This is a genomic window from Cellulomonas sp. KH9 (assembly GCF_900114185.1).
Lineage (GTDB): Bacteria > Actinomycetota > Actinomycetes > Actinomycetales > Cellulomonadaceae > Cellulomonas.
Genome location: NZ_FOSE01000001.1, coordinates 187,777 through 200,096 on the forward strand (window position 1 = coordinate 187,777; position 12,320 = coordinate 200,096).

General features: G+C 76.2%; 13 protein-coding genes. 12 read left to right on the plus strand and 1 reads right to left on the minus strand.

Going from position 1 to position 12,320, the window contains the following annotated elements:
* Window positions 1-11: 11 nt before the first annotated feature.
* From BMZ16_RS00870 to BMZ16_RS00885, 4 genes are all read left to right on the plus strand, one after another.
* Window positions 12-1,595, plus strand: a complete 1,584-nt coding sequence (locus BMZ16_RS00870; RefSeq protein ID WP_089797619.1) for a dihydrolipoamide acetyltransferase family protein — start codon at window positions 12-14, stop codon at window positions 1,593-1,595.
* Between the two features lie 111 nt (window positions 1,596-1,706).
* On the plus strand, window positions 1,707-2,474 hold the full coding sequence (locus tag BMZ16_RS00875; protein WP_089797621.1) for a hypothetical protein: 768 nt from the start codon (window positions 1,707-1,709) through the stop codon (window positions 2,472-2,474).
* Between the two features lie 77 nt (window positions 2,475-2,551).
* The gene (locus BMZ16_RS00880; RefSeq protein ID WP_177199544.1) at window positions 2,552-3,247 is read left to right on the plus strand and encodes a copper resistance CopC family protein; all 696 of its coding nucleotides are present in this window, start codon (window positions 2,552-2,554) and stop codon (window positions 3,245-3,247) included.
* 67 nt (window positions 3,248-3,314) lie between these two features.
* The gene (locus BMZ16_RS00885; protein WP_089797625.1) at window positions 3,315-5,351 is read left to right on the plus strand and encodes a bifunctional copper resistance protein CopD/cytochrome c oxidase assembly protein; all 2,037 of its coding nucleotides are present in this window, start codon (window positions 3,315-3,317) and stop codon (window positions 5,349-5,351) included.
* Between the two features lie 42 nt (window positions 5,352-5,393).
* Here the strand turns inward: BMZ16_RS00885 and BMZ16_RS00890 are convergent, their stop codons facing one another.
* Window positions 5,394-6,239, minus strand: a complete 846-nt coding sequence (locus BMZ16_RS00890) for an FHA domain-containing protein (RefSeq protein ID WP_089797626.1) — start codon at window positions 6,237-6,239, stop codon at window positions 5,394-5,396.
* A gap of 233 nt (window positions 6,240-6,472) precedes the next feature.
* On the opposite strand from BMZ16_RS00890, the gene BMZ16_RS00895 reads away from it, so the two are divergent.
* The 8 genes from BMZ16_RS00895 (at window position 6,473) to BMZ16_RS00930 (ending at window position 12,319) form a co-directional block, all read left to right on the plus strand.
* Window positions 6,473-7,174 (plus strand): SAF domain-containing protein, encoded by a 702-nt coding sequence (locus tag BMZ16_RS00895; protein ID WP_177199545.1) that lies wholly within the window; start codon window positions 6,473-6,475, stop codon window positions 7,172-7,174.
* 1 nt (window position 7,175) lies between these two features.
* Complete coding sequence (locus BMZ16_RS00900) at window positions 7,176-7,955, plus strand: P-loop NTPase family protein (protein ID WP_089797630.1); 780 nt, start codon at window positions 7,176-7,178, stop codon at window positions 7,953-7,955.
* Window positions 7,956-7,969: 14 nt separating this feature from the next.
* Window positions 7,970-9,286, plus strand: a complete 1,317-nt coding sequence (locus BMZ16_RS00905) for a CpaF family protein (protein WP_089797632.1) — start codon at window positions 7,970-7,972, stop codon at window positions 9,284-9,286.
* Window positions 9,283-10,158, plus strand: a complete 876-nt coding sequence (locus BMZ16_RS00910) for a type II secretion system F family protein (RefSeq protein ID WP_089797634.1) — start codon at window positions 9,283-9,285, stop codon at window positions 10,156-10,158. The genes BMZ16_RS00905 and BMZ16_RS00910 overlap by 4 nt, the downstream gene beginning before the upstream one ends.
* A complete protein-coding gene (locus BMZ16_RS00915) occupies window positions 10,155-11,075 on the plus strand; it encodes a type II secretion system F family protein (RefSeq protein WP_089797636.1) in 921 nt (306 codons plus the stop codon). The genes BMZ16_RS00910 and BMZ16_RS00915 overlap by 4 nt, the downstream gene beginning before the upstream one ends.
* 67 nt (window positions 11,076-11,142) lie before the next feature.
* Window positions 11,143-11,400: a hypothetical protein gene (locus BMZ16_RS00920; RefSeq protein ID WP_255366281.1), complete on the plus strand. Its 258-nt coding sequence runs from the start codon at window positions 11,143-11,145 to the stop codon at window positions 11,398-11,400.
* Entirely contained in the window at window positions 11,397-11,813 is a 417-nt protein-coding gene (locus tag BMZ16_RS00925) for a TadE family protein (protein WP_255366282.1), read from the plus strand. The genes BMZ16_RS00920 and BMZ16_RS00925 overlap by 4 nt, the downstream gene beginning before the upstream one ends.
* An 80-nt stretch (window positions 11,814-11,893) precedes the next feature.
* Window positions 11,894-12,319, plus strand: coding sequence for a TadE/TadG family type IV pilus assembly protein (locus tag BMZ16_RS00930; protein WP_089798636.1), 426 nt, complete (start codon window positions 11,894-11,896; stop codon window positions 12,317-12,319).
* Window position 12,320: the final 1 nt, after the last annotated feature.

Sequence of the window (12,320 nt, forward strand, 5' to 3'; positions counted from 1 at the left end):
GGAGACCCCGCGTGCCCACGTACCAGCAGTTCCCCCTGCCCGACGCCGGTGAGGGCCTCACCGAGGCCGAGATCGTCACGTGGCACGTCGCCGTCGGCGACCGTGTCGAGGTGAACCAGACGATCGTCGAGATCGAGACGGCGAAGTCGCTGGTCGACCTGCCGTGCCCGTGGACGGGCGTCGTGACGCGGCTGCTCGTCGACCCGGGGGCGACGGTCGAGGTCGGCACGCCGATCATCGAGGTGGACGTGGACCCGGACGGTGCTGCTCCGGAGCCCGCGGGCCCGGGTGACGCCCGTGCCGACGCGGAGGGCGTGCGCGCCCACCACCCGCACCCCAGCCGCTCGTCGTCCGAGCCCGGCGGTGCGGACGAGGTCGGGGCCGCGCGCGACGAGCTGCAGGTGCCCGTCACCCGCGCGGACGGGCACGCGGGCGGTGCGCCCGCCACCGGCGGCGGGTCCGGGGCGGTGCTCGTCGGGTACGGCGTGGCGGACGGCGGGTCGGCGCGACGCCCCCGTCGGGCGGTGACCGGTGCGGCCGGCGCGGCGGCCGGCGGTGCCGACGCGGGCGGTGCCGCTGCCGCGGCGACGTCCCCCGCCGCCCCGCGCGCCGCCGCACCCGCCGCCGCCCCCGTGCGCGCGGCGGCGCCGGCCGTGCGGCCCGAGGCGCCCCCGCGGCCCGCCGGCGCGCAGCACGCGCTGGCCAAGCCGCCGGTGCGCAAGCTGTCCCGCGACCTGGGCGTCGACCTCGACGCCGTCACCCCGACGGGCCCCGGGGGCATCGTCACGCGCGAGGACGTGCTGGCGCACGCGGTCCGCGCCGAGGGCCGCGCACTGGCGACGTACCCCGGCGACGACCGCCCCTGGGCGGCCGGTGGCACGGTCAGCCCCGACGGGCGCCAGACGCGCGTGCCGGTGAAGTCGGTGCGCAAGCGCACCGCCGAGGCGATGGTGTCGAGCGCCTTCAGCGCCCCGCACGTGACCGTGTTCCACACCGTCGACGTGACGCGGACCATGAAGCTGGTCGAGCGGCTGCGGGCCGACCGGGAGTTCGCCGACGTGCGCGTGACCCCGCTGCTGATCGCCGTGAAGGCGCTGCTCCTGGCGGTCGACCGGCACCCGGAGATCAACGCGTCGTGGGACGAGGAGCAGCAGGAGATCGTCTACAAGCACTACGTGAACCTGGGCATCGCGGCCACGACGCCGCGGGGCCTGGTGGTGCCCAACATCAAGGACGCGCACCGGCTGGACCTGCTGAGCCTGGCGCGCGGGCTGGGTGAGCTGACCGCGACGGCGCGCGCGGGTCGCACGTCGCCGGCCGACATGTCCGACGGCACCATCACGATCACGAACGTCGGGGTCTTCGGCATCGACACGGGCACGCCCATCCTCAACCCCGGGGAGTCGGCGATCCTCGCGTTCGGGGCGATCCGGCAGCAGCCGTGGGTGCACAAGGGCAAGGTGAAGCCCCGGCACGTCACGCAGCTGGCGCTGAGCTTCGACCACCGGCTCGTCGACGGTGAGCTGGGCAGCCGCGTGCTCGCCGACGTCGCCGCCGTGCTGGCCGACCCCGCGCAGGCGCTGGTCTGGGGCTGACGGCCGCGGCGGTGGCCGGTCCCGGCCGGTGCCCGGCCGCGGTCGCGGTCGCCCGGGGGCTAAACGATTCGGTCACTGGACCGCGCCCACGCCGCACGTGATGTTCGGCGGGTGCCGGCCGACGAGACGACGCTCGCCGCGGGCCGCACCCCGCAGGCGCTCGTCCGCGGGGCCGGCCTGACCGCTGCCGTGCTCGCCGGGGGCCTGGTCGGCCACTGCCTGGCCGGTGGGCACGTGCCCGGACCCGCCGTGCTGGCCGCGCTGGGCGCGCTCGTGCTGGTCACCGGGGTGCTGGGCGCACGGGCGCTGGTGGTGCGGGCCGGTGGGTCGTCGCCGGTCGCGCGCGCCGCGGCCGCCCTCGCCGCCGCCGCCCTGGCGGTCGCCCTGCACCCCGTCCTCGTGCTGCTCGCCGCACCCGTCGCCGACGCCGGGACCGTCCCGGTCGCGGGTCACGCCGACCACGGCGGTGCGCCCGCCGCGGCGGTCGACCTGACGCCCCTGGTGGCGGCCGGCGTCGACCTCGACGCCGTGCGTGCGGCCGGCACGGACCTCGACGCCCTCGTCACGGCGGGGCTCGACGGCCCCACGCTCGCGGCGGCGGGCCTGGACCCGGACGACCCGCACGCACCCCACACCGTGGCGGGCCTCGTCGCGGCGGCCGACCGTGCGCAGGCGGCCGGGGGTCCGCCCGCCGCACCGCAGGACGACCGTCCCCCCGCGCCGTCGCCCGCCATGGCCTCCCGTGCGGTCGCGGTCGCGGCGACGGCGGCGCTGACGGCCGCGCTCGCCGGGTCGGTGCTGGTCGTGCCCGGCCGTCGACGGCCCCGGCCGTCGGGTGCGCTCCCGTCGGGGCCGGGCCGCCCGCCGCTCGCCGCATGAGACGGGCGGGTTCGTCGTCGGTCACGGGTCCGTGATGGGATCGGGGCGCTGTCGTCCCCGCAGGAGAGGTGGTCCCCGTGCCGTCCGTCGTCCCGACCTCCGTCGCCCGTGCGGGGTGGCGGCCCGCCGCCCTCGCCCTGGCCCTCGCGCTGGTGCTCGCCGTGCTGGTGGCGTCGCCCGCGGCGGCGCACAACACCCTGCGGTCCACCGACCCCGCGGACGGCTCGACGGTCGCGGCCGCGCCCCCGCAGGTGACGCTGACGTTCGACCAGCCCGCCATGGAGCTGGGCACCCAGGTCGTGGTGACGGGCCCGGACGGGGTCGTCGTCAGCGACGGCCCGGTGCAGCTGGTCGACTCCTCGGTGGTCCAGCCGCTCGTCGAGACGCTGCCCGCCGGTGCGTACACCGTCGACTGGCGGGTGACGTCGGCGGACGGCCACCCGCTGTCGGGGACCTTCGGCTTCACGGCGACCGACGCGTCGCCGGTCCTCGAGCCGCTCCCCGCCGAGCCGGCACCGACCGAGGGTGCGGAGGCGGACCCCACGCCGGAGGCCCCCGCGGCTGACGAGTCGACCGACGTGTTCACGGCCACGGCGACCCCGCCCGGGGAGCTCGCCGAGGACGAGGGTGTGGCGCCCTGGGTGTGGGTCGTGCCGGCGCTCGCGGTGGCCGCGCTGGTCGGCGGTGGTGTCGTGCTCGCCGCCCGGCGCCGCGCGACGACGCCCGGGGCGTCGACGGACGCGGACGGGCCGGACGGCTCGTCGCCGCGCTGACGCACCCGCGTCGCGGGGGCGACGACCGCCGCCCGGGGTGCCCTCGGAACCGGCCTAGGCTGTCCGCGTGGAGGAGCACGTGAACCCGGTGCCGCGTGGTGCCCTCGGAGTGCTCGCGGCGACCGGCGTCGCAGCGGTGCTCGCCGGGGTGGCCCTCACCGGGAGCGCCGCGGCGGTGCTCGTCGGGGACCCCGGTGCCCTGGTGCGGTGGGGCCTGCCCGTCGTCGAGACGCTCACCGAGCTGGCCGCGTCCCTGACGGTCGGTGCCCTGCTGCTGGCCGTGTGCGTGCTGCCGCGCCGCACCTCGGCGCCCGCCCGCACGCCCGGGTCCGACCGGCCCGCCGCTGACGGCTCGGCCTACCCCCGCAGCCTCGTGCTGGCCGGGGTCGCCGCCGGTGCGTGGACCGTCCTGTCGGTCGTGCACCTGGTGCTCGCGTACGCGTCGGTCGCGGGGGTCCCGCCCACGGCCCCGTCGTTCGGTGACGAGCTCGCGCTGTTCGTCACGCAGATCGACCTGGGCCGCACCCTGCTGTCCGTCACGACCGTCGCCGCGGTGGTGACCGCGCTGTCCCTGGTGGTCGCCACGCCCACGGGCGCCGCCTGGACCGCCGCCCTGTCGCTGGTCGCGCTGTGGCAGCTGGGCCAGACCGGCCACGCCGCCGGCGCCGCGAGCCACGACCTGGCGACGTCCGCGATGGTGCTGCACCTGGTCAGCGCGGCCGTGTGGATCGGCGCGCTGGCCGCGCTCGCGGTGCTCGTGCGCCGCCTGGGCAGCGACGTGGTGCCCGCCGTCGCGCGCTACTCGGTGGTCGCCGGGTGGTGCGTCGCGGGGGTGGCCGTCTCGGGCGTCGTCAACAGCGTGCTGCGCGTCGGCGGCTGGGAGGGTCTGCAGACCCGCTACGGCGTGCTGCTGCTGGTGAAGATCGCGCTGTTCGCGGCCCTGGCGCTGCTGGGGCTCGCGCACCGCCGCGCGACCATCCCGCGGCTGGCCGGACCCCGCGGCGGGCTGCTGTTCTGGCGCGTGGTGCTCGTCGAGCTCGCGGTCATGGGGGCGGTCTCGGGCGTCGCGGTCGCGCTGGGCTCCTCCCCGCCGCCGGTGCCCGACGCACCGGTGACGGACACGTCACCCGCCTACGTCCTCACGGGTCACCCCCTGCCGCCCGAGCCCACGGCGCTGCGCTGGCTCACCGAGTGGCGCTGGGACGTGCTCATGGCGTGCGCCGCGGCCGCCGGGATCGTCGTGTACCTGCGCTGGGTGCGGCGCCTGCGGCGGCGCGGCGACCCCTGGTCCTGGGTGCGCACGGCGTCGTGGGTCACCGGCATGCTGCTGTTCGCCTGGACGACGTCCGGCGGGCCGTCCGTCTACGGGCACGTGCTGTTCAGCGCGCACATGATCCAGCACATGGTGCTCGTCATGGTCGTGCCGCTGTTCGTGGCGCTGTCGGCGCCCGTGACCCTGCTGCTGCGCGCGGTGCCCGCCCGGGCGGCCGCGCTGCGGGACGACGCCTCGCGCGGCCCGCGCGAGTGGGTGCTCACGCTCGTGCACAGCCACGTCGGCCGGTTCTTCGCCCACCCCGTGGTGGCCGCCGTGAACTTCGCCGGCTCGATGGTCCTCTTCTACTACTCGGGGCTGTTCGAGTGGTCGCTGCGCTCCCCGGTGGGGCACCTGGCGATGATCGTGCACTTCACGCTCGCCGGGTACCTGTTCGTCAACGCGCTCGCGGGCGTCGACCCCGGCCCCACCCGCCCGCCGTACCCCATGCGGCTGCTGCTGCTGTTCGCGACCATGGCGTTCCACGCGTTCTTCGGCGTCGCGCTGGTCGGTGGCGAGGGGCTGCTGGTGGCGGACTGGTTCGGCCTGACGGGTCGCCCGTGGGGGGCCTCGGCCATCCGCGACCAGCAGATCGGCGGGTCCATCGCGTGGGGCATCGGGGAGATCCCGACGCTGGCGCTCGCGGTGGTCGTGGCCGTGCAGTGGACGCGCGACGACGAGCGCACGGCGCGGCGCCGCGACCGGCGCGTCGACCGCGACGGCGACGCCGAGCTCGACGAGTACAACGCGATGCTGGCCGGGCTGGCCGACGGCGAGGCCGGGCGGCGCTGAGCCGGTCGGCGCTCAGCCGGTCGGCGCCCCGCGGCCGGCGCGTCAGGACCGGTCGGCGCCGGTCCCCACGGCCTCGACGTGCACCGTCACGTCACCCATCCGCACGGCGACGCCCGGCGGCACGACGTGCGGCTGGTCCGGGCTCAGCGGCAGCGGCGGGTCGCCGAGCAGCGTCGTGCCGTTGGTGGAGCGGCAGTCCGTCACGCGCACCACACCGCCCGCGTCGACCTCGATGATCGCGTGCGTCTTGGACACCAGCGTGCCCGGGCTGTGCACGACCACGGGTGTCCGGCCCGGCGCGGCCGCGGGGTTGCGCCCGAGGGCGACCGCGCCGGTGACGGTCCGCGCCGGGCCGCCCTCGACGCGGACCACGAGCGACGGCGCGGCACCGCGGCCGCTCGACGTGGCGCGGGCGTGCACGTGCGCGGCGACGGCGGCGTCCGGGAGCGTCAGGTCGGCGGCGTCGAGCACCGGGAACGGCGACCGCTCGACCCGGTGCGGCTCGAGGGTGCCGCACCGGGGGCAGGTCGTCGCGGTCAGCGGCTGCTGCGTGCCGCAGCGGCGGCACCCCGCGTCGGCGGGCGCGGAGAGGCGGGCCGCGTCCATGGTCCCGTCGTCGGCGAGCCGGTGCACGGCGCCGTCGGAGCGCACTGCGAGCAGCTGCGTGCTGCCGGCGGCGGCCAGCCGCAGCCGGACCGGCCGGCCCACGGTCCCCGCCACCGCCGTGGCCCGGGCCAGCACGCCGGTGCGCAGGCGCTCCTCGCTGGGGGCCTCGCACGTGCGCTCGACGTCGTTGACGATCAGCGTCGCGGTGGTGCCCGAGTGCACGACCGCCGTCACGCGCGGCCAGGGCGCGATCGCCGCCGTCGCGGGCGTGGCGTGGTTCACCGCGCGTCCTCCGCCCGGGGGACGTCCCGCCCGGAGGCGGGGTTCGACGCAACGGTTCGGTGCATGGTGGAGCCCTTCTCGTCGGGCGTTCGGGCGTGCTCACGCCGGGCCGCGCGAGCCGATGCTATCCACAGGGCCGACCAGGTGACCGCTCTGTCCGTTTCGGGTGCATCTACGCCTATAGTCGTCGCGTCCGAGACCAGCGAGCGTGAGGGACGCGTCACCCCATGACGGTGAACACAGGACCCGCCACCGACGCGGGCGTCGACCGACGGGCCCGTGGCGCGCGCCCGGCAGCGCCCGCGCGCGGCGACCGCCTGCCGCCGCCCCCTCGCGAGCGCCGCCCGCTCCTGGCCGCGTTCGCGGTGCTGCTGATCGTCGGCGGTGCCGCCGTCGCCGGCCTGCTCGCGCTGCGGGCCGACGCCCGCGTGCCGGTGCTGGTCGCCGCCCGCGACATCGGCGCCGGCGAGGAGATCACGGCTGACGCGCTGGGGACCACGCCGGTCGCGTCGGAGGGCACGCTGCTCGTGCCCGCGTCGCAGCAGGAGCTCGTCGTGGGGCAGTACGCGCGGCGCCCCGTCAGCGCGGGTCAGCTGCTCGACACCACCATGCTGACGCGGCTCAGCACGCTCACGGACGGGAAGGTCGCGGTCGGCGCGGCCCTCGCCGCCGGGCGGGTGCCCGCGTCCGGCCTCCAGCCGGGCGACATCGTGCAGCTCGTGAGGGTCGGCGACGGCCAGGGTGAGGTCGTCGTGCCCGACGCCCTGGTGAGCTCGACCGTCCAGGCCGGGGACAGCGCCGGCACCAGCGTGACGACGGCGACGCTCATCGTCGACGAGGACGCGGGTGCGTCCGTCGCCGGGCTCGCGGCCGAGAGCCGGCTCGCGGTCGTGCTGGTGGAGCGCGGCACGCCCGTCACGGCCGAGGAGGGCTGACGTGCTCCTCGCCGTCGGCTCGGCCAAGGGCGCGCCCGGGGCCACGACGACCGCGCGCGTGCTCGCGGCGGTGTGGCCGCAGGACGTCGTCCTCGTCGACGCCGACCCCGCCGGTGGTGACCTCGCGCTGCTCGCCCGCCGCCCGGACGACGGTGCGCTCGACCCCGACCGTGGTCTGCTCTCGCTCGCCGCGGACGCGCGGCGCGGGCTCGGCGAGCGGCCGCTGGAGGACCACCTGCAGCAGGTCGAGGGCGGCCTCGAGGTGATCTGCGGGGTCTCGACGCCCGACCAGATGGCCGGCATCGGTCCCGTGCTCCCGCAGGTCGCGGGGGCGTTCGCGCGCTGGCCCGGTCGTGACGTGCTCGTGGACGTCGGGCGGGTCTCGCCGACGAGCCCCACGTTGCCGCTCGTGCAGGCCGCCGACGTGCTCGTGCTCGTCGCCCGGCCCCGGATCGAGTCGTTCGCGCACGTCCGCGAGCGGGTGCGCTGGCTCGCGCAGCTCCGCGAGACCAACCTGCGCACGCCCGAGGTGGCCGTCGTGCTGGTCGCCGACAGCCGCGACCGCACCTCGGCCGGTGACCTCGCCCGTCTCCTCGCGCACGACGGCCTGCCGGGCACGGTGCTCGGTCAGCTCGCGGACGACACGCGCGCCGCCGACGTGCTGGGGGGCCGCGTCGAGCGTCCCGTCGCCCGGTCGCTGCTCGTCCGCTCCGCCCGCCAGCTCGTCGACCCGCTGCGTGCCCTGTCGCAGTCCGGGCGCGGCGTGCGGACCACGGCCTGACGGGGAGGTCCGGGATGGCTGTCGACCAGGGACTCGTCCGGCGCCTGCGCGAGGAGGTCGCCGACACGCTCGCGCGCCAGCGCCGCGACGACACGGCCGCCGGCAACCCGCAGATGACCGCGCAGGACGAGCGGCAGTTCGCGCGCGCGGTCATCAACCGTGTGCTCGACGCGCACGCGCGCGCGGAGATCGCCTCGGGCCGTACGCCGCTCGCACCCGCGGAGGAGGAGGAGGTCGCCTCCGGCATCCACGCCGCGCTGTTCGGCGTCGGGCGCCTGCAGCCACTGCTCGACGACCTCGACGTCGAGAACATCGACATCAACGGCTGTGACCAGGTGTTCGTGCAGTACTCCGACGGCCGCGAGGCCAAGGCCCCGCCCGTCGCGGAGTCCGACGACGAGCTCGTGGAGCTCATCCAGGTGCTGGGGGCGTACTCGGGCCTGACCAGCCGGCCGTTCGACTCCGCGAACCCCCAGCTGGACATCCGGCTGCCCGACGGCTCGCGCATGTCCGCCGTCATGGACGTCTGCGCGCGCCCGTCGATCTCGATCCGTCGCGCCCGGCTCTCGCGCGTCCACCTGGACGACCTCGTGCGGCTCGGTTCGGTCACCCCGGAGGTCGCGGCCTTCCTGTCGGCCGCCGTCGCGGCGCGCAAGAACGTCATGATCGCGGGGGCGACCAACGCCGGGAAGACCACCATGCTCCGCGCGCTCGCCAACGAGATCGGCCCGCACGAGCGGCTCATCACGGTCGAGCGCGCGCTCGAGCTCGGGCTCGGCGAGTTCGTGGACCTGCACCCCAACGTCATCGCGTTCGAGGAGCGGCTGCCGAACTCCGAGGGCAACGGCGCGATCACCATGGCCGAGCTCGTGCGTCGCTCGCTGCGCATGAACCCGAGCCGCGTGATCGTCGGCGAGGTGCTCGGCGACGAGATCGTCACGATGCTCAACGCCATGAGCCAGGGCAACGACGGCTCACTGTCGACCATCCACGCCAACAGCTCGATCGAGGTGTTCAACCGCATCTCGACGTACGCGATCCAGTCGGCGGAGCGTCTGCCGGTCGAGGCCACGATGATGCTGATCGCGGGCGCCATCGACTTCGTGGTGTTCGTGCAGAAGCACAACGAGTACCACGCGGGTGGGCGGCTGCGCCGCTTCGTCGCGAGCATCCGTGAGGTCAACGGCATCGACGGTCGCGTGCTGTCGAGCGAGGTCTTCGCGCCCGGCCCGGACGGCATCGCCCAGCCGGCCGCGCCGATCGCGTGCATCGACGACCTCACGGCGGTCGGGTACAGCCCCGGCTACGCGTTCGCGCAGGGGGTGCGATGACGCCCTCGGTCCTCTTCGTCGTCTGCCTGGGTGCGCTCGTCGGCGGGGCCGTCGTGCTGCTCGTCGACTCCCTGACGCCGCGTGACCGCACCCGCCGCGAGGTGCAGCGCACCGGTCCGTCGGTGGTGCAGCGGCTCGGCCGGCGCGGCCTGGTGGCGGGGGCCGTGGCGCTCGTGGTCCTCGTGGCGACCCGCTGGCCCGTCGCCGCCGGCGCCGCCGCACTGCTCGTCCTCGCGTGGCCGGCGCTGTTCGGCGGCGCGCGCGCCGAGAAGCAGGCGATGGCCGGCATCGAGGGACTGGCGTCCTGGACCGAGTCGCTGCGCGACACGATCGCCGGGGCGGTCGGCCTCGAGCAGGCCATCCCGGCGACGGTCCAGGCCGCGTCGCCGGCCGTCAAGCCGCACCTGCGCATGCTCGTCGACCGGCTTCGCGTGCGGGTGCCGCTGCCGACCGCGCTGCAGCGGCTCGCGGACGACCTCGACGACCCGAGCGCCGACCTGATCGTCGCCGCGCTCATCCTCAACGCCCGACTGCGTGGGCCGGGTCTGCGTCAGGTGCTGTCCTCGCTGTCCGACGCCGCGCGCGCCGAGCTCGACATGCGCCAGCGCGTCTCGGCGGGGCGGTCGTCCACGCGGCGGTCGGCGCAGATCGTCACGATCTTCTCCCTCGCGGTGATCCTCGGCCTCACGCTCCTCAACCCGACGTACGTCGAGCCGTACGGCACCGCGACGGGGCAGCTCGTCCTCGTGGTCGTCGCCGCGTTCTTCGCGGGCGGGTTCCTGTGGATGCGGCGCCTGGCCGGGATCGACCTGCCCGAGCGCTTCCTCGTCGCCACCGCCGACCGGCGCGGCGCCACGGAGGTGCGCGCATGACGGCCGTGCTCGTCGCGGGGGCCGTCGCCGGGCTCGGCGTGCTCCTGCTCGTCCTCGTGCTCGTCCCGCCCGCCGCACGTCCCGCGGGTGCGCTGGCCCGGCTCGACCGGGAACGCCGCGACGGCCGTGCCCGTGCGCGTGTGCTCACCGTCGACCCGCGGGCGGCCCGGGTGCCGCGGTGGGAGCAGACGCTGGGTCGGCGCGCCGCGGGGGGCCTGGACTCCCTGGGCATCGGTCTGGGCAGCCTGCGCGCCGACCTCGCGATGGTCGGCACGTCCCGCGACGCGTTCCTCGCCCGCACGGTGCTCTCGGCCGTCGGTGGCTTCGTGGCGCCGCTGCTCGTGCTGGCGGTGCTGGCCGTGCTCGGTGTCCGGCTGTCGTTCGTCGTGCCGGTCGTCGTGCCGCTGGTCGGTGCGGTGGTCGCGGGGGCGCTGCCCGCGCTCGGTCTGCGCTCCGAGGCGGCAAGGCGGCGTCGGAACTTCCGCCACGTGGTGGGGTCGTTCCTCGACCTCGTCGCCATGAGCCTGGCCGGTGGTCGGGGGGTGCCCGAGGCGCTCCAGGGGGCGTCCGAGATCAGCGACGGCTGGGCCATGGTGCGCATCCGCGACGCGCTCATCGCGGCGCGGCTACGCGGCGAGACGCCGTGGGCCGCCCTCGGTGCGCTCGGCGAGGACCTCGACATCGACGAGCTGCGGGACCTCGCGGCGGCCCTCGCGCTGGTCGCCGAGGACGGCGCGAAGGTCCGCGACTCGCTCGCGGCGCGTGCCGGCTCCATGCGCCGCCGCGAGCTCGCCGAGTCCGAGGGCAAGGCCGGCGAGAGCTCCGAGACGATGCTCGTGGCGCAGCTGCTGCTCGCCGTCGGGTTCCTGGTGTTCCTGCTCTACCCGGCCGTCGTCACCGTCTTCGGCGGCCCCTGATGCGTCGCCGCGACACCCCGTCGCGGTGGTCAGTGCTCCAGCAGTCACGACGAGAGGAGAGGGCGTCATGATCTTCGCCCCCTGGACCCCGATGGGGTATGCCGAGCTCGAGGTGCGACGCCGCGTCGCGCGGGCGCAGCTGGCGGACGAGCGCGGCGACCGTGGTGCGTCGGCGATCGAGTGGGTGATCATCACCGGCGTGCTGGTGGCGCTCGCTGCGGCGGTCGGGTTGATCATCTTCAACCGCATCCGCGACGAGGCCAACAGCATCGTCATCCCCGACGCGCCCGGCGGTGGCGCCGGTGGCGGCGGCGGCAACGAGTGACCCGCCGGCGTCCTCCCGGTCCCGGGGGACGTGACGACCGCGGCGCGAGCACCATCGAGATGGTGTTCTACACGCCGCTGCTCATGCTCGCGATCCTCGCGATCGTCCAGTTCTCGCTGACCTGGTACGGCAACGAGCTCGCCGGGGCGGTCGCACGCGAGACGGCCCGCGTGGTGCGGACGGGCGGCGGGTCCGACGACTCGGTCACGCGGGCGCACCAGCGGGGCACGGAGTACGCGGGCACCGTCGGTGGTGCGTCGCTGCGGGACGTCTCCGTCGAGATCTCGCGGCCCGACGCCCAGACCGTGCGCGTCACGGTCACCGGACGAGCGGTCGAGATCGTCCAGGGACTCGCCCCACGGGTCTCCGCGACCGTGCAGGGGCCGGTCGAGGGCTTCCGCGCCGACCTGTGAACGACCGACGCCCCATCACGACGGTCCTCCTCACGACACGCATCACGACGACACGCATCACGACGACACCGGGAGGACCCATGGCGCGTCAGCACGCCCGCGTCCGCGCGGGCGACGACCGCGGCTCCATGGCCGTCGAGGTCGTCGTCCTGATCCCGCTGCTGGTGATGATGATGTTCCTCGTCGTCGCGTTCGGCCGGTACGTGTCGGCGCAGGGTGAGGTCGCGGCCATGGCCCGCGACGCGGTGCGCGCCGCGACGCTCGAGCGCAGCAGCCAGGTCGCGCTCGCGGCCGCCCAGCAGACCGCGGCCTCGGCCGAGCCCGAGTCGCTGGCGTGCGAGCCGGCGACGATGACGGGCGCCTTCGTCGCGGGCGGCCAGATCCGGGTGGAGGTGCGGTGCGACGTCTCGTTCACGGACCTCGGGCTGCCGGGCCTGCCGGGCTCGGCGACCGTGGTCGGTTCGAGCACCGCGCCGCTCGACACGTGGCGACGGACGGGGGTGTGAC

Bases quoted from the DNA above. Each gene is read 5' to 3' on its own strand.
- BMZ16_RS00920 (WP_255366281.1), top strand. From the start codon at position 11,143: ATGATCTTCGCCCCCTGGACCCCGATGGGGTATGCCGAGCTCGAGGTG.
- BMZ16_RS00930 (WP_089798636.1), top strand. From the start codon at position 11,894: ATGGCGCGTCAGCACGCCCGCGTCCGCGCGGGCGACGACCGCGGCTCC.
- BMZ16_RS00915 (WP_089797636.1), top strand. From the start codon at position 10,155: ATGACGGCCGTGCTCGTCGCGGGGGCCGTCGCCGGGCTCGGCGTGCTC.
- BMZ16_RS00910 (WP_089797634.1), top strand. From the start codon at position 9,283: ATGACGCCCTCGGTCCTCTTCGTCGTCTGCCTGGGTGCGCTCGTCGGC.
- BMZ16_RS00905 (WP_089797632.1), top strand. From the start codon at position 7,970: ATGGCTGTCGACCAGGGACTCGTCCGGCGCCTGCGCGAGGAGGTCGCC.